Source organism: Cruoricaptor ignavus (genome assembly GCF_014961145.1).
Classification (GTDB): Bacteria; Bacteroidota; Bacteroidia; order Flavobacteriales; family Weeksellaceae; genus Cruoricaptor; species Cruoricaptor ignavus.
The window spans coordinates 1413555-1430028 of record NZ_CP063145.1 but is presented as its reverse complement, the minus strand read 5'-3'; the positions used below and the strand labels follow the sequence as shown (position 1 = coordinate 1430028).

The following is a 16474-nucleotide window of genomic DNA, read 5'->3' as shown; positions in this document are numbered from 1 at the left end:
TCATTTAAGGATTAATGGGAAGCGTCGAGGACGTCAATTTTCCCCAGTTTATTCAGTTCCCACTCTTTCTGCATATAAAAGATAACAGGTGTTACCAAAAGGATGTGAATTGCGGAAGTAAAAACGCCACCCACCATCGGTAATACGATTGGTTTCATCATATCACTTCCAACGCCGTGGCTCCAAAGAATGGGTACCAGCCCGAAAAGGGTAACACACACTGTCATAATTTTAGGTCTTAATCTTTTCGCTGCTCCATTGATGACGTACTCCCGAAGTTCTTCATTGGTAATGGTCTCCCGTGAGTTGCCGTTCTTCGTGATAAGCTGAATCATGGCATCGTTCAGGTAGATAACCATCACGATTCCGGTTTCCACCGCAAGTCCGAATAGGGCAATAAATCCTACTGCTACTGCTACGGAGAGATTAACACCCCAAAGCGAAATCATAAAGACGCCGCCGATTAAGGCGAAAGGAATACTGATGAGATTAAAGAAAGCTTCGCGGTAAGAATTGAATGCAAAGTACATGGAAAGGAAGATCACGATTAATACGAGGGGCATAATTATTTTTAAAGTCTGCTCACCGCGAATCAGGTTTTCGTACTGTCCGCTCCATTCCACGAAATAACCTTTAGGCATTTTGTTCACCATGTTATTGAGTTTTGCCTGGGCTTCTTCTACGGTGCTGCCCAAATCCCGGTCACGGACGTTGAACAGAACGGTTCCGCGCAACATTGCGTTTTCAGAATTGATCATTGGAGGACCTTCTGTAAGGCGAATGTCCGCCACTGCACTCAGCGGAATGGAACCAAATTCCATCGTCTGCATGGGCAGCCTTCTCAGTGACTCCAAATTATTTCTGAAATCCTGGCCGTACCTGGCGTTTACCGAAAAGCGCTGTCGGCCTTCAACGGTTGTGGTGAGTTTCATTCCGCCGAGGGCACTTTCCACGACGGCATTTACATCATCCACACTTAGGCCGTATCTTCCTATTTCTTCGCGTTTCACTTCGATATCCACATATTTTCCGCCGGTGATGGGTTCTACATACATGTCTTTAATTCCTTCAATACCGGTGAGCTCCTTTTTTATTTTTTCGGAAAGGACGGCGATACTGTCCAGGTTCTGTCCGTACACTTTTACGCCCACATCCGTTCTAATCCCTGTTGAAAGCATATTGATGCGGTTGGAAATCGGCATGGTCCAGCCATTGGTTACGCCGGGAATCTGCAGTTTGGCATTCAATTCATTAATAATATCGTCTTTTGTAAGGCCGTCACGCCATTCGTTCTGAGGTTTCAGCAGAATAATGGTTTCAATCATGGAAATGGGAGAATTGTCTGTGGCGGTATTTGCCCGTCCAACTTTTCCGAGGACATGATCGACTTCAGGAACACCCTTAATGATTTTATCCTGCACCTGGAGTAATCTTTTGGCTTCAGAGTTTGAAATATCAGGCAACGTGACCGGCATGAAGAGTAGTGAGCCTTCATCTAAGGGCGGCATAAACTCGCGACCCAGATTCATAATTAAAGGGATGCTGACCAGAAGGGCAAGAATATTAATGCCGAGGGTTGTTTTCTTCCAATTCATACACCAGCGAATGATGGGTTCGTACACCCGTTCCAAGCCCCGATTTATTGGGTTTTTATTGTCATCCTTAAACTTTCCTTTCATGAAAAAAGAGATAAGCACCGGCGCAAGGGTAAGTACCAGGATCGCATCAACGATCAGTATAAAGGTTTTGGTGTACGCCAGCGGGTGAAAAAGTTTACCTTCCTGACCTGTCAACATAAATACGGGGAGAAAGGAAACCACGATAATCACCGTAGAGAAAAAGACCCCTCTAGATACCTGTAAGGATGATTTTTCGATAATCTTCATCCGAATATCTTCGGGAATTTTAACGCAACTCTCTTTCTCTTTGTCTTTTTTTCTGAATATATTTTTAAACCAGTTGGTTTTCATTGTTATGGGTTTTTATTTTGTTGATGGTTCTGCCAATTGGAGAGATTTTTATACGCATTTTCGGACATGATAATTCCGTTATCTACAATCACCCCGATTGCCAGTGCAATTCCGGTAAGCGACATAATATTGGAGGAAAGTCCAAACGCATTGAGCAGAATAAAACTGATGGCAATGGTGACCGGAATCTGAATGATGATGCTCAATGCACTTCGCCAGTGGAATAGGAACAGAATAACAATGATTGCCACCACGATGATCTCTTCAATCAGCTTGGTTTTGATATTGTCTATTGCCCCTTCAATCAGCGTACTGCGGTCGTACGATGTCTTGAAGGTGACGCCTTCAGGGAGTCCTTTTTCAACATCCTTCATTTTCTCTTTCACATCGTTGATGACCTTATCTGCATTTTCGCCATACCGTGCCACTACGATACCGCCCACAACTTCGCCTTCACCGTCTGCATCAAAAATACCCAGACGCAGATCGCCACCCATCTGTACAGAGCCAATATCTTTGACCCGCACGGGAATACCGTTGTAATTTCCCAAAGCAATTTCTTCGATATCGGCTACGTTCTTGATGTAACCCAGACCGCGAATGATATAGGCCATATCAGCCATTTCAAATTTACGTCCGCCCACATCATTATTGTTGGCTTTCACTTTGTTCATGACATCCATCAGAGAGACGTTATAGTACTGGAGTTTTACAGGATCTACAATGAGTTGGTACTGTTTTTCGAAGCCGCCAAAGGAGGCTACTTCCGCCACACCGGGAACCGTCTGCAGAGCAAATTTCACATACCAGTCCTGGAGGGCGCGCTGGTCTCCCAAATCCATTTTAGGTGCATCGAAATGGTACCAGAAGACGTGACCAACGCCGGTACCATCCGGTCCGAGCGTAGGCGTTGCGTCTTGCGGGAGTAGGCGTTGGGCATAGTTGAGCCGTTCCATTACGCGGGTTCTGGCCCAATATATATCCACATTATCTTCGAAAATAACATACACGAAACTCATCCCAAACATGGAAGAGGCGCGGATGTTCTTAATTTTCGGAATTCCCTGAAGGTTGCTGACCAGAGGGAAAGTCACCTGATCTTCAATAATCTGGGGACTTCTGCCCATCCACTCCGTAAAAACGATGACCTGGTTCTCACTCAGATCCGGAATGGCATCGATGGGATTGTCCCTTACCGCAAAAATACCCCAGATAAAAAGGCCGATTGCTATCAGCAAAACGAAATACCTGTTGCGGAGGGACAGTTTGATTAAATTTTGAATCATGGTTCTGTACGGCTTTACTTAATTTCTTCCTGAACCTCGCCACATGAAAGCATTTCTTTGCCGTAATAAGGATTTTTCACCTCACGTAAATCGCTAAGCCAAAAAGCGCCTTTGTTATCGTTATACATCGGGCAGAATACTTTATACACCGGTTTTGGAGTTCCGAAATCTTTCAGCAGGTCGTAAAAATCGGCGCTCATTAAATCCAGATGTTCGCGCTGATGATCAATCTTTCCGGCATTATCTGCAATGTGCTCGGCGTGTTCACTGATGCTTGATTCCAGGTCCGCAAATTCTTTCTTCTGTTCAGCAGAAAAACCGTTTTTGTCTATTTTAGGAAAGGACGCCAAGATTCCTTTTGCTGCACTTACCGCTTCCTTATCATCATCACCGGACAACGCGAATGTAAGGTGGGTGTAATGAGAATAAAGCTCCGTAAGGTCAGCGGAAGTTTTTTTTGCGTCGGTAACAGTTACCTTAGCATCCATTGCCATATTGTCCATCGCTGAACTGTCCGACATCGTGCTCATATCATGCTGCATTGATGTTTCAGTGGATTTTTTCTGTTCTTTGTTTTCTTTACATGAAGAGAGTGCAAAAGTGCAGATTGCCAAAAGGCTGAATGGTATTGTTTTCATTATTTTATAAGTTTAAAGGTTATTTATTATTAAAAAAGGCTTCGTAGTTTGCTTTATTTTCGAAGTACACGACATTATCATTTTTATCAGAGATTGCAATAATTGCGGTTGCTTTATCGATGAGTTGATGAGATATCGGATCATACGCCATGCGAGCATTTTCTTCCTGCGGGATTCTGAGTTTGCAGTTTTCGCAGCAACCGTAGTAGGTTTTGCCGTCATGCTTTACTTCGAGCTGCTTTTTGCCCATGTAGGCGTTGTTTACCATACAGACCTGGTCGTGGGGAACAATGTCGCCGGTCTTGAACTGTGCGTTGGTAATTTGGGTATTTTCGGCTTTTGAATTGGTGCAGGAAACGAGGAACACTGCTACAAAAGCCAGTATTCCTAAAAGAATATTCTTCATTAAATTATCGTTAAAGGTTAATTTTGAGCCTCCGTCTTGAGAGACTGTGTACGAAAATCCTGATCTTCAAGTTGTTCTTTAAGAACATTCTTTTCTAAAAGATTACTTAAACGAGAAGTGGAAGTTCGAAGGGACATTCAGCACCGCTAAATAATCTGCGGAAAGTGTCATAAACACTTCACGACCAGACACAATTCGGGCTGTAAAAGAAGATCTTAACCTATTTTGGGCGGTTCCCAAATGGTGTGGAATCCACCGGAGTAATGGGGATACTGATAAGAGAAATTAGAATTTTTGTCATCGTAACCGGACGCTTCGTTTTTAGAATCCTCTAAAAATTTGCTGTCTGATAGAATGGTATACTGAGCAGTGCTGCAAAGGTTTCCGCTGCAATTTCCTGAGCATCCATCGGTTTGACAATTGTGTGATTTTGGGTGACAGCATTCTTCTTTGCAATCGCCGCTGTCGCAAGACGGCTGTATCTGTGCGAATGACTGTTTTATGAAAGTTTGCAAACTGGTCGCGGTTTTAATAACCTGCTTCTCCTTTTTACTGCAAGCCTGAGAAATCCCTGGCGCCAGAAATAACGCGAGTGTAAGGGAAAGCAACAGTATTTTAAAATTTCCGACCATTGTAAGTAAACAGCACAAAGATAGGGAATTATTTTAGAAGCTAAACTACTTCCTTAAAAAAGTTAGGGTTTACAACATATTAAACTTTGCCATAGCATTTATCTTTTTTCATCTGAATAAATTTCAGCATAGATAAGAAAAGCGGTGAGAAAAATGTTAACCCAAGGCTAATCTTATATTAACTTTGTGTAATATAATTTATGCATTCTGATCACCTCTAAATGATTGAAAATTGAGTTCCGAAATTTTCCACCTTTTTTCTGCAAAGAAAAAGGCGAGGCGTATTTTACAAGGATGTAGCGCTTTACACCGTAATCAACCTGCAAACCGTGCAACAAAAAGAGAAGGAAGCCAGTAAACTGAAAAAGAAGAATTCGGCGCAGGATGGATTGCCTGAAAATTCTCAAATTAATATTTCAAAATTAGCGGGTATCCACTTGGACGACCAACCACAAGCCAAACCATCCATTGAGCCGGAATATTCTCCAGTCGGCATTCTTATTCCTTCTTGGAATGAATTCATAGAGTTTGCTGAGAGCCTGGAAGATTACGAGGAGAAGATGGATAGCTTTCTTCGAGAAAAGTACGATAGCTGGAAGACTAACGGCTGGAGGAGCCAGGCAACCGATAGACCTTTAAGCAAGTGGCAGGGCACGCTAAAGCAGATCGTAAAAAACTTCAAAACAATTACTATAGCACCGGTAGAAAAATTAGCACTCCCGAAAATCAAGCCACTCCAGCTCCAGAGCTGAAACACACCGCCCATCCCACTTTATTAGAAAGCTGAAAGAGAAAAATTCACTTCCTTTTTTTCTTTCAGTTTCCTTTTTTTGTGCATTGTTTAAGTACTTACCGTTTAAATAAAAAAAGCAGCTACAACAAGTAGCCGCTATTCTTTAATATTTTTTTATATGATTATAAATAAATTGTAGTTTGTTGCAGAAGGGCGAAAAGAAGGTGGGACTACAATGGAATCCGTTCCTGTAAATTCAAATACGGCGTAAAGTGTCTGTATCAGCTGTATCTCAAGCTTATCCGTAGTGTTTTCCACCACTTTTTCAAGAGCGCTTGTAGCTATCTGGTGCCTGTCAAACCAGAGCCTGCATCTTTTCTTGGTGGAAAGTTCCCTGTTCAATAAATAGCGGAGAAACTGGGGGATTTCTGATTTTAGCTCTTCAAAGAAGGTTGAGGAGTATATCTCCTCCGGTATTACAGGGATTTTCCGAACCCAGAACCGGTTCTCATTTCTATCCATTTGCACGAAGCTCTCCTCATTATTAGAGCATAGCACGAACTTTCCGAAAAAATCAGTCTCCCTTCTATCCTTTCCCTTTTGCTCGAGCTTCTCCCTGGTTGCTGTTGCAAGGTTTTTAAGTCGCTCCAGCATCACTTTTTCATTTATCAATGCCTCGTCAATTCCGATAAGCAGCTTGTCGAGCCAGTCAGCATTGAACTGGCTTGAAAGTCCCTCGCTCCTAATGAATGTCATATTTTTTCCAAAAAGCTCGCTGAGCCATCTCAAGAATGTAGTTTTGCCCGTTTCCCTCTCAGAACTTACAAGGCACAAAATTGGAAGTTTCTGCACCGGGTCTTCGTAAAGCAGCTGTAGGTAGTCCAGTCCCAGCTCAACCTGTTCGCCAAAGATGTGCCTGATGAAAGACAGCGTGGCAGGTATGTCAAAATCAATGACCGGTTCGTCACAAGGCTTGTGAGGAAGCGGAGAATAAAGGTTGAAATACCCATCCACATCCTGCTGGAAATCAAGGTGGCTGGGGAGGCAGCAAAAGTCATCATATTGGGGGATCCTGTTTTTATATGACGTACTGTGGTCCTGGTTAATCGTTGACAGCTTCCACCTGATTAAATTTTGTTCCTTGTGGCCGTTAATCGTGGGCTTTTCGGAAACCTTGTAATACTCCGTAGCCGCCCTTATGTAGCATACATCCTCCATTATCAAATCATTTTTCGGTTACGGTTTCTTCCGTATTCCAGGAGTTCGGATTTTGAATAATAAAATCGCCCCGAAAAATTGTAGTATGGCAGTCCCTTGTTCTTCCGCCAATCAGTTATGGTTGGGAGTGAGACCTTTAAAAATTCAGCGGCCTCGTTCTGAGGAATCAGGTCATCAGTTTTTTCGTCTTGGATTCTTTGCTGAGCAGAGACAAGGGCGTTTGCTTTCTGTAGAATTATTTCTACCGCTCTTTCCAGGTCCTGCCTGGAATGCGAATAAAGATGAATTGCCATAGCTTGATTTTTAATTTTATGGCAATATTAAAAGCATTAAAGGTTTTTAGCAATAGCGTGCAGAGAGTGAGCGCATAAATGCAGAGATTGGTCGCTTAATTGTTAATTTTAATCGGAAACCGATGTACAGTAGAGAAAAATCACCAAAGACTTTAATTAAAAAGTAAAATGGAATTCAGGCTCTCAATGAACCTTCTGACCGTTAATTATGGCAGCTTTATTCTGACACCAGGTGCACAAATTCAATTCAGGCTGAAAAATTATTGCAGCCCGAGAAATAGTATTCATCGCGCACTTCCGCGCAGTTTTCTATCTCCGTTGTTAGATTGTCAAATGGCATCTTTAGTTTCTTTGCAAGCTCCTGAAAACAGTGCCAGGCTCCGAAAAAACCGTCAAAACATTTTATTGGCACCCCGTTTACCAAAACTTCATACTCCTCAAAGCCATCAAATTCAATAATTAAGGTATTTATATCATCTGAGATTGTAACTCTTCCTTCATTAAGTAGAACATTCCTTAAGAATTCTTCGTGGGATTCAATCAACATTTTTTCCAAACAAGTTTTTGATGTAGAATTACAAAATTCACTTTTAGAAAAACAAAGGATAAATAAAACAGATGTAAATTTAGCCACCCTTTTGGCCACCCTTAAAAATATAAAACGCTGATAATCAAAAGATTAACAGCGTTTTTAGTACTCCGGACGGGACTTGAACCCGTACGCCAAAAGAGGCACAGGATTTTAAGTCCTGCGTGTCTACCAGTTCCACCACCAGAGCATCAGGCTCAAAAAAAGGGAAGTCTTGCGAAAAACTTCCCTCCTGCCGAGCGAAAAACGGGGCTCGAACCCGCGACCTCAACCTTGGCAAGGTTGCGCTCTACCAGCTGAGCTATTTTCGCAAAAAAATCCGTGCGGATGAAGGGACTCGAACCCCCACGCCTCTCGGCACCAGATCCTAAGTCTGGCGTGGCTACCAATTACACCACATCCGCAGAAATAAAAAGACCGCCGTTCTTTTTTGTGAGTGCAAATATAGAAACAATTTTCTTTACCAGCAAATTTTTTTAAAGATTATTTTTTTCTGTTTTTTTTCATTACCATCACTACACAATAAAATTTATTGCTTAATTTTACCAACCTCAACAAACTGATTATGGAACTACAGGGCACAGTAAAAAAACTAACTGATATTCAGACTTTCCCAAGCGGATTCCAGAAGCGGGAACTCATCCTGAATACTACCGAGCAATACCCTCAGGTGATCGCAGTAGAATTCACGCAGGATAAAATCAACCTTCTGGACAGCATCAGCGAAGGCGATGAAGTGAAAGTTTCCATCAACATACGCGGCCGGGAGTGGACTTCCCCACAGGGCGAAGTAAAGTATTTTACTTCGATTGGTGGCTGGAGAATCGAAAAACTCAGCACCACCACGGTACAGGAACCTACTCAAGCTGCACCGGTTTCCGGGCAGACGCTGCGCAACGATGATCCCTTTGCGGACGACGAGGACGACGATCTTCCGTTTTAGCATTTAATTGGTAAAATTTGTCAAAAAAATCCCGCAAACACTGTGGGATTCTTTATTTATGTATTACTTGAATCCTGATGAGCTCAACTTTCCCGACCCTATGTGGTATCACCCTCCGCAGGGCCTGATCGCCTCCGGCGGGGATCTTTCTCCAGAGCGTCTATGGCTTGCGTACAGCCACGGCATTTTCCCGTGGTACGACCCGGATGAAGAAATCCTGTGGTGGTGCCCGGACCCGCGCTTTGTGCTCTTCCCCGGCGATGTGAAAATTTCCAAATCTATGCGGAAAATATTTCGGGATGAAGTGTTTAGCTTTACCGAAAACCAATGTTTCGAGCAGGTGATGCGCAGCTGTGCCGAGGCACCGAGAAGCGGACAAGACGGCACCTGGATTAGCGAGGAATTAATCGATAGCTTTAAAATCCTGCACGACATTGGCATTGCGAAGAGCTTCGAAGCCTGGAGGGATGGCGAATTAGTAGGTGGTTTTTACGGCCTTGCCATAGGAAAAGTTTTTTGCGGTGAGAGTATGTTTTCGAAGGAAAGCAATGCTTCGAAAGCCGTGTTTCTAAACTTCGTAGCAAAGCAGCGGGAATTTGAAATCATCGATTGCCAGATACATTCCCAGCATCTGGAAAGCCTCGGGGCGGGGATGATATCCAAGCAGGCGTTTCTAAGCTACCTCCCGGCTTATGGCTCTGCCTAAACCAATAAAAAAACCGCCCGATTTCTCAGGCGGCCGCTAATTTAAACTTTATCGGTTACTCATATTTGATATCATCAATCTGATAAGTAGTCGTCACTCCGCTGCCATTCCCTTCATACTTAAATATGATGAAGCCGTTTCCGCTCAGGCTGGCAGGTGTAGTGTAGCTGCCCGCGCTGCCAAGGGTGCCGTACCCTGTTGCCGGTGCTTTCGGCAGGGTGAAGCTTGAGGTAATATCGGTAAGCTTCGCCTGGGTCATATCCCCCATCGGCTTGTAGTCGGTTGAGTAATAAACTTTAAGCCCGTCACCCTTATAGTAGCCCACATTTACATTAAAGCTCAGCTTCTTGCCAGGCGTGAAGTTCACCGGAACCACGAAATAAGTGTGGTAATTACCTGTGCCTGCATTGGCACTCATCTGAATGTACTGGTTTTTATTGTAGGATTTCAGCTGCCAGTACCTGTTGCCCACCACCGCATCATTAATATAATTTGTGAATACTTCAAGATTAATAGGGGAGAAACCTTCAAAAGTTTCGTTAATTACAGATGGGTAAGTAACATTGGCAGAGCCTTTCGGCGGTGCAGAGTCGGTAGGAGACGGCGTAGGGTTCGGCGCCGGCGTAGTGCTTCCGCTGAACCTTTCTCTTGTAAAGGCAAGATCATTCTCATTGCGGACGATCATCTGGTAGTTTTTATTATACTTGCTCACCACGAAGGTTGCCACACCGCTTCCCGTCGGGAGAGTTCTCGCTGCGAAACTCGCATATCCTGAGGTCCGGATTACTGTGTTTCCGCCTGCCTTGTCCTCAATTTTTCTGTCGGTATCCTGTCTGGACCCGTCTGCATTTACCTGGGCGAAGGTTTGCACCACTGGTTTTATTTCCGAATCTGCAAACTGTACATCAGGCACGCTTACCAGCATATTGAGGTACTTATCGCTCATCGCTGCCTTCAGGCTTGGAAGCTCCAGTGGCTTTATTGTCGCCACCTCCAGTCCATTCCCGCCGCAGACACCGGAGAAATAGCGGCCTGCCAGCGAGGATGGAATCCTGCCTATGGTGTAGGTAGGATCTTCGCTGCCGATTTTGATGACGCCGCGGTCTTTGGCAATTTTCAGCCCGTTCAGCTTCAGGCGGATGTGGCTGCCCACGGGCAGATCAGCGTAGTTGCTGGCGCGGTCCACCTCTATTTGCAAACCAACGCTCGGGTTCTCTGGCCTGTCCTGAAAGGAAATGGTTTTATAAAAATTCCCGAACTCATCGGAGGAAACCACATATCCGTCGATGATGATATCGCCATCCTTTGCATCAAAGGTATACGCGCCGGAGGAGGGCGCCATCGCTGCTACCTCTGCCATCGTTTTAGTAGGTGCGGCGAATTTATTATTGCAGTTTACCGGCGGAGTGTCCCAGTCATCATCCTGTACGCACGAGTTCAGTACCACGGCGCCCACTACCAGGCCGAAAGCAAGTTTAAAATAATTTCTGATTATCATTGTTAATTTTTAAAGGGTTAAAATTAAAATCTCACCTGCAGGTTTATAAAATACTGAAGCCCCTGGGTATACCAGTATTTAGGTGCAAAAAGCGGCCGCTCCCTGTCGGCATCCTGGATGAATTTCGGGAAGCTTACATTCCTCGTCTGCTCAAAGCCGCCGGTCTGGTAGTCCTTATTATTCAGCACATTGTTTACCGTGGCAGTCAGCAGCACATAATATTTGCCGAAAAGCCAGGATTTCCCCGCATTGGCATTCAAGAAGAAGGCATCTTCCAGCTTGGTAGGCGCCAGCCTTCTGCGTAGCTCCGTTTCCGTAACATCCGTATACGGCGTACCGGTAAAGGAGTTTTGTATGAATCTCTCCGAGCGGAGGATCGCTGAAGGATCGAGATAATTTTCAGCAAGATAGTTTCCGGTAACGCCCACCCACCAGTACTTCGGCGAGTTGTAGCGCAGGCCGAGCGTATAGCCCTGCTGAGGCGTGCCACCCACCCTGTAGTTCTTCAGGTAAGCCCTACCGAGGTTAATGTAAGGCACCCCGCCGGGCAAATCCCCCGTAGCATCTGAAGTAAAGAGCACATTCGGGTTGTTTTTATAAACATACTGCCCGTAGCTCGCCACCCCCTGCAGGGAGAATGTTGGCGTTATCTTCCAGTCGATGCCGAGCTCGCCTCCCAGATTCTGGCGCTGCATATCGGAGAGCACCTGCGTCACGAATGCACTCTGCGCCACAGTGCTTGTGCCGTCCGCGTTATCCACGCTCAGCTGGATGCCGTCTGCGAAAAACCTCTGCACATTTGTTTCATTTTCAGCATTCAGGATGTAGCCGGTAAGGCGCATTTTGAACATTGGCGCATTCACCACATAGCTCAGGTCGTTGGCGTTAATCACCGTATTCGTCACCAGCGGAGAGATGCTCGCATTGGCCCTCGGGTTGATGAAAAGATCCTCGAGATAAGGCGCGTGGCTGTAGTAAGCACCGTTGTAAACGAGGAAGTTTCGCCCGTCGATCCGGTAAACAAGGCGCCCCTTCACGCCATAATCCCAATATTCGTGCTCCTTACTCTTGCCGAAGGAACTTTTGTAAAGATAATTGCGGAAGAGCCCTTCCCGGGAGGAAGTGGAGTAGCCTGCCAGCGCGGAGACAAATCCGTCAAACCTGCCGGCGGAGAACTTCAGGCCAGGATTTACTTTTGCCTCCTGCCTTCTGAATATATAGTCGTAATTGATTTTATCGCCTTTAAACTTGGCTACATTCTCCTCACCCTCGTTGTACTGATAGCTCGCTCCGGGCTTGTTGGACGGGCCAAACGGATCCACATTGAAGGCGAAATCCGCACCCAGCAGATCCTTTATTTCACGGTAGTTTTCAGCGTAATAGTTTTGGTAGGAAAGGTTTAAAATAAACCTCGTGCTAGGGCTGAAGTCGTAAGTAAAATGCGTGCCGGCATTCCAGATTTTCTCATCACTGACATCATCAACCAGGAAGTAGAGTGCGCGCTTGCCGGTGGCGCCGTATCTCGTTACTGGTGCCTGCGCGAGGTTCCTGCGGTAGAGCGCATCCCAATTGATCTGCGTATACTGCGGGTCGTTGTTTATCCATCCCTCCACGGCAGCCTGGTAGGCTTGCTGTGCGGTGGTAGGCTTGCCGTTTGCTGTCGTAGAAGCATCAGGATTCAGGGAGGCATAATAGCTAGGCAGGTAGCGGTAGTAGGTTGGCGATGGATTCTGAACATTCTGCCAGTCCAGGCGGGAGCCGTAGTCTTTACCAAACTGGTAGGAGACGGATGTCCAAAGATTGGCATCTTTTCCTAGTTTTAAGAAATCCTGCAGCTGGATGATGGGCTGGAAGCCTCTGCGCACGCGCTCGCTGCGCTTCTCGCCATCTTGCCACCCCCAGTAGGAATTGTAATGCACGCCGCGGTAGTCGTAAACTTCCTGCGTGCTCGGGCTGGCAGTGGAGCGGCGGTAGGGCGCGCCGATGGCGTTCAGGGTGATGGTATGCCTGTCGCTGAACTTCTTTTCTACCCCGAGGAATGCGCCCCAGGCATCGTAGAAGGTACCCTCCTGTATGCCCTCCTCTGCCCATCTCCTCGCCGCCATCGCGGTCACCGCCCATCCGGATTTGCTCATCCCGGAAGTATAGCGCAGAGATGCGCGGTTGCGGTAGTTCCTATTAGCTAGGGAATAGGTGGCCTGGAAGCCTTTGCGGTACTCGCTGGCCTTGGTATTTTTGTAAATAACCCCTGCGGAGCCTCCGAAGGCAAATTCCGAAGGGGAGTGGTTGGTGGCGATTTCAGGGTATCGCATTATCTCGTTGAGGCCTCCCCAGTTCCCGAATTCCACGCGGCCGTTGTCCTGCCTGATCATGGAGACACCGTTGATCATATTTTCCCCGTTTCTCCCGTCAATGCCGCGGGGGCGGAACCAGTAGGCACCGAGATCGAATGCGGCTACGCGGCTGAACACATCCTGAGAAGACTGCAGCAGCCCCACAGTGGTGGACTGGCTGGTGTCTTCCTCCGAGGTGAAGCCGTCCGCATAAGCAAGCCCCTGATCGGCAGTGATCTGGTATTGGTTCAGCGTAATGACGCCAAGATCCTTGCGCCGCTCGCCGTTTACCTCAAAATCGAAAACGGAAGTTTCAAAAGTGGGCTTCGCGATTACGATTTGATAATGTCCGTCCTTCAGGTCTACGAACTGGAAGTATCCGATTTTATCGGTGCGCACATCCAGCCCCTCGCCTTTCAGATCAATTTCCACATTTTCCACCGGCTGCCCCTGGCCGTCCTTTATATATGCAAAAACGGTAGTTTGCGCATAATAAAAGGATGCGGGCATCAATGAAAAAAGAGAAACCAATGATAGTTTTTTCAGCATATCACTAATTTATTTCTACATTTGGCATCCTCGCCAACAAGCTGAGGAGCATTGGCGCCAAAATTAAACTTATTTGCCAAACGGGCAAGCGCCTCAATATTATTTTTTTATTAATAATTCTTTAACATACGCAAGACAAAAACTTTTTATATTTGGCGAAATAATACTGGCACCTATGAAGTTTAGAATCACTTTTTTCAGCCTGCTGATGATCATCGGCGTTTTAAGCGCACAGCAAAGAAAACCTGCGCAGAAACAGCCTCGAAGGCTGGCCACCGTGGGCTTTATGAATGTGGAAAATCTGTTTGATACCATCCGCTCAGCCGATTATGTGGACGGCACTAAAGACCCGAGGAACCCGGCATACCACCGCAGCATTCCGGTAGATTCCATCCCCCATCTGGAGGTGACGGAGGAATACAAAGGCCAGTGGAGCGACCCGCTGCTGAAGGGCAAAAAGGTGGTAAGGTATCAGGTGGTGGCGGAAGAATTTACCCCGGAAAGCAATAAGCGCTACGGCAAGAAAATATATCAGCAGAAGCTGGATAATACGGCAAAGGTAATATCAGAGGTAGGCTTCCGGGAGACGGGCTCTGCCCCGGTGATAATGGGCCTGATAGAAGTGGAGAACCGCAATGTGGTAAAAGACCTCATCAGCCAGCCGGCATTAAAAAAATATAATTACGACCTTATTCATTATAATTCGTTTGATGCGAGGGGGGTAGATGTGGCACTGATTTATCAGAAGAGCCGTTTTATCCCTGTAAATTCTTATAAAAAAGAACTGAAAATCTACAACCCGGACGGCAAGCGGGAATACACGCGCGACATCCTTGTTGCCATCGGCTATCTGGATGATGAGAAGGTAGCGGTTTTTATGAACCACTGGCCTTCCCGGCGCGGTGGCGAGGCGGTGTCCCTGCCAAAGAGAAACGCAGCAGCCGCATTGCTGAAGCAGCAAATGGACAGCATAGGAGCTGCGCACCCGAGTATAAAGATGTTTGCTATGGGCGATTTTAATGACGACCCTGTAAGTTCCAGCCTGAAAAAACACCTGAAAGCCGTGGGCACGCCCAAGGAACTTTCCGACGAGACTCCGTACCTGAACCTGATGTACCCGCTTTATAAAAAAGGTGTGGCGTCGCTGGCATATCAGGATGCGCCTAACCTTTTTGATCAAATCATCGTGTCAAGAAATTTAGTGTCGGATTTCCTTACCACAGACTATAAGGTTCAGAAAGCCGAGCTCTATGCACCGCCCTACCTCATCACGAAAGACGGAAATTTCAAGGGCTACCCCTTCCGCTCCTGGTCTGGCGATAGATGGACTGGCGGCTACAGCGATCACTTCCCGGCTTTTGTAGTGGTGCAGAAAGCGGTAAAACAGAATTAAACTTAATGTAAAACAAAAAAATCCTGACGCATTTCCCGTCAGGATTTTTGTTAACCCAGCATCCTCTGTGCTTTCCTGATGCCTTCCACTAAAATATCTACTTCTTCGAAAGTGTTGTAAACGGCGAAGCTTGCACGGATGGTGCCAGCGATTTTAAAGTAATCCATAATCGGCTGAGTGCAGTGATGACCGGTCCGTACAGCGATGCCCATTTTATCCAGAATCATACCAGCGTCGGAAGCGATGCCAGCGTTTTCCAATGTGAAGGATACCACGCCTATTCGATTGGCTTTTTCACCGTAAATTTTCAATCCGCCGAGTTTTAGCAGTTCGCTTTGGCAATACTGCATCAGCGCTGTTTCGTGCTCGTGGATTTCTGCCCTGCCAATGGTTTCAATCCAATCGATGGCAGCGCCAAGACCGATGTTTCCGCCAACATTCGGCGTGCCGGCTTCAAACTTGAAGGGCAGCCCGGCAAAAGTGGTTTTCTCGAAACTGCAGGTGGCAATCATTTCGCCGCCACCGTGAAACGGCGCCAGCTTTTCAAGGATTTCCTCCCTGCCATACAGAATTCCGGTGCCCATCATTCCGTACATTTTGTGGCCGGAGAACACGAACAAATCGCAGCCCAGCTTCTGCACATCAATCTGAAAATGCGGTGCAGATTGTGCGCCATCCACAACAATCAAAGCGTTGGAATTCTGCCGTACTTTCCGCACGATTTCTTCCGCAGGATTAATGATGCCCAAAGCGTTCGACACCTGGTTGAAGGAAACGAGCCTTGTTTTTTCGCTAAGGTTTTCATCCAGGAAATCCAGCTGCAGTTTGCCGTTTTCATCCATCGGGATTACCTTCAGCTTTGCGCCCGTTCTTTCGCAGAGCAGCTGCCACGGCACAATGTTGGAGTGGTGTTCCAGCTGAGAAACGATGATTTCATCGCCTGCCTTTACCAGCCCGGAATTTCCCACCGCATAGGCTATCAGGTTCAGGCCTTCGGTGGTTCCCTTGGTGAAGATGACTTCGTAATCGTGTTTAGCATTGATGAATTTCTGCGCTTTTTTCCGCGCATCTTCCATTTCCTGCGTCGCTATTTGGCTTAGCGTATGTATTCCGCGGTGCACATTGGCGTTGGTTTCCGTATAGTACTGCATTACGCGGTTCAGCACGGGCAACGGCGTTTGCGAAGTGGCCGCATTATCAAGGTAAACCAGCGGTTTGCCGTTCACTTCCCGGCTTAAAATCGGAAATTCCGAGCGGATGTTTTTTAGGTTGAGCATTGTGGAATTT

Annotated in this window: 14 protein-coding genes and 3 tRNA genes; 4 read left to right on the top strand and 13 right to left on the bottom strand. The window is 46.3% G+C overall.

Annotated features, from left to right (window positions below; all coding sequences use genetic code 11):
• Positions 1-11: 11 nt before the first annotated feature.
• From IMZ16_RS10440 to IMZ16_RS06955, 4 genes are read right to left on the bottom strand one after another with little or no spacing between them, the layout of a single operon-like run.
• On the bottom strand, positions 12-1970 hold the full coding sequence (locus tag IMZ16_RS10440) for an efflux RND transporter permease subunit (protein WP_193439442.1): 1959 nt from the start codon (positions 1968-1970) through the stop codon (positions 12-14).
• Between the two features lie 2 nt (positions 1971-1972).
• The gene (locus IMZ16_RS10435; protein WP_193439441.1) at positions 1973-3256 is read right to left on the bottom strand and encodes an efflux RND transporter permease subunit; all 1284 of its coding nucleotides are present in this window, start codon (positions 3254-3256) and stop codon (positions 1973-1975) included.
• 14 nt (positions 3257-3270) lie between these two features.
• Positions 3271-3894: a DUF3347 domain-containing protein gene (locus IMZ16_RS06960; RefSeq protein ID WP_193439440.1), complete on the bottom strand. Its 624-nt coding sequence runs from the start codon at positions 3892-3894 to the stop codon at positions 3271-3273.
• Positions 3895-3913: 19 nt separating this feature from the next.
• The gene (locus IMZ16_RS06955) at positions 3914-4300 is read right to left on the bottom strand and encodes a hypothetical protein (RefSeq protein ID WP_193439439.1); all 387 of its coding nucleotides are present in this window, start codon (positions 4298-4300) and stop codon (positions 3914-3916) included.
• Between the two features lie 1069 nt (positions 4301-5369).
• Between IMZ16_RS06955 and IMZ16_RS06950 the strand changes: the two genes are divergently transcribed.
• Positions 5370-5684, top strand: coding sequence for a hypothetical protein (locus IMZ16_RS06950; RefSeq protein ID WP_193439438.1), 315 nt, complete (start codon positions 5370-5372; stop codon positions 5682-5684).
• Between the two features lie 155 nt (positions 5685-5839).
• Here IMZ16_RS06950 and IMZ16_RS06945 read toward each other — a convergent pair whose 3' ends face one another.
• The 6 genes from IMZ16_RS06945 to IMZ16_RS06920 form a co-directional block, all read right to left on the bottom strand.
• Positions 5840-6883, bottom strand: coding sequence for a primase-helicase family protein (locus tag IMZ16_RS06945; protein WP_193439437.1), 1044 nt, complete (start codon positions 6881-6883; stop codon positions 5840-5842).
• Between the two features lie 2 nt (positions 6884-6885).
• The gene (locus IMZ16_RS06940; protein ID WP_193439436.1) at positions 6886-7176 is read right to left on the bottom strand and encodes a helix-turn-helix domain-containing protein; all 291 of its coding nucleotides are present in this window, start codon (positions 7174-7176) and stop codon (positions 6886-6888) included.
• A gap of 247 nt (positions 7177-7423) precedes the next feature.
• Positions 7424-7810 (bottom strand): hypothetical protein, encoded by a 387-nt coding sequence (locus tag IMZ16_RS06935; protein ID WP_193439435.1) that lies wholly within the window; start codon positions 7808-7810, stop codon positions 7424-7426.
• 61 nt (positions 7811-7871) lie between these two features.
• Positions 7872-7955, bottom strand: a tRNA-Leu gene (locus IMZ16_RS06930).
• Between the two features lie 48 nt (positions 7956-8003).
• Positions 8004-8076, bottom strand: a tRNA-Gly gene (locus tag IMZ16_RS06925).
• Between the two features lie 11 nt (positions 8077-8087).
• Positions 8088-8169: transfer RNA gene (locus IMZ16_RS06920), tRNA-Leu, on the bottom strand.
• A gap of 161 nt (positions 8170-8330) precedes the next feature.
• Here IMZ16_RS06920 and IMZ16_RS06915 point away from each other — a divergent pair.
• On the top strand, positions 8331-8708 hold the full coding sequence (locus tag IMZ16_RS06915; RefSeq protein WP_193439434.1) for a DUF3127 domain-containing protein: 378 nt from the start codon (positions 8331-8333) through the stop codon (positions 8706-8708).
• A gap of 58 nt (positions 8709-8766) precedes the next feature.
• A complete protein-coding gene (gene aat / locus IMZ16_RS06910) occupies positions 8767-9414 on the top strand; it encodes a leucyl/phenylalanyl-tRNA--protein transferase (protein ID WP_193439433.1) in 648 nt (215 codons plus the stop codon).
• A gap of 55 nt (positions 9415-9469) precedes the next feature.
• On the opposite strand, the gene IMZ16_RS06905 is transcribed toward aat, so the two are convergent.
• Both IMZ16_RS06905 and IMZ16_RS06900 read right to left on the bottom strand, forming a co-directional pair.
• Positions 9470-10912: a DUF5689 domain-containing protein gene (locus IMZ16_RS06905; protein WP_193439432.1), complete on the bottom strand. Its 1443-nt coding sequence runs from the start codon at positions 10910-10912 to the stop codon at positions 9470-9472.
• Positions 10913-10935: 23 nt separating this feature from the next.
• Entirely contained in the window at positions 10936-13755 is a 2820-nt protein-coding gene (locus IMZ16_RS06900) for a carboxypeptidase regulatory-like domain-containing protein (protein WP_455423662.1), read from the bottom strand.
• Positions 13756-14002: 247 nt separating this feature from the next.
• On the opposite strand from IMZ16_RS06900, the gene IMZ16_RS06895 reads away from it, so the two are divergent.
• Positions 14003-15187 carry an endonuclease/exonuclease/phosphatase family protein gene (locus IMZ16_RS06895; RefSeq protein ID WP_227411584.1) on the top strand — a complete coding sequence of 395 codons (1185 nt, stop codon included), beginning with the start codon at positions 14003-14005 and terminating at the stop codon, positions 15185-15187.
• 50 nt (positions 15188-15237) lie between these two features.
• On the opposite strand, the gene IMZ16_RS06890 is transcribed toward IMZ16_RS06895, so the two are convergent.
• Complete coding sequence (locus IMZ16_RS06890) at positions 15238-16464, bottom strand: cysteine desulfurase (RefSeq protein ID WP_193439429.1); 1227 nt, start codon at positions 16462-16464, stop codon at positions 15238-15240.
• Positions 16465-16474: the final 10 nt, after the last annotated feature.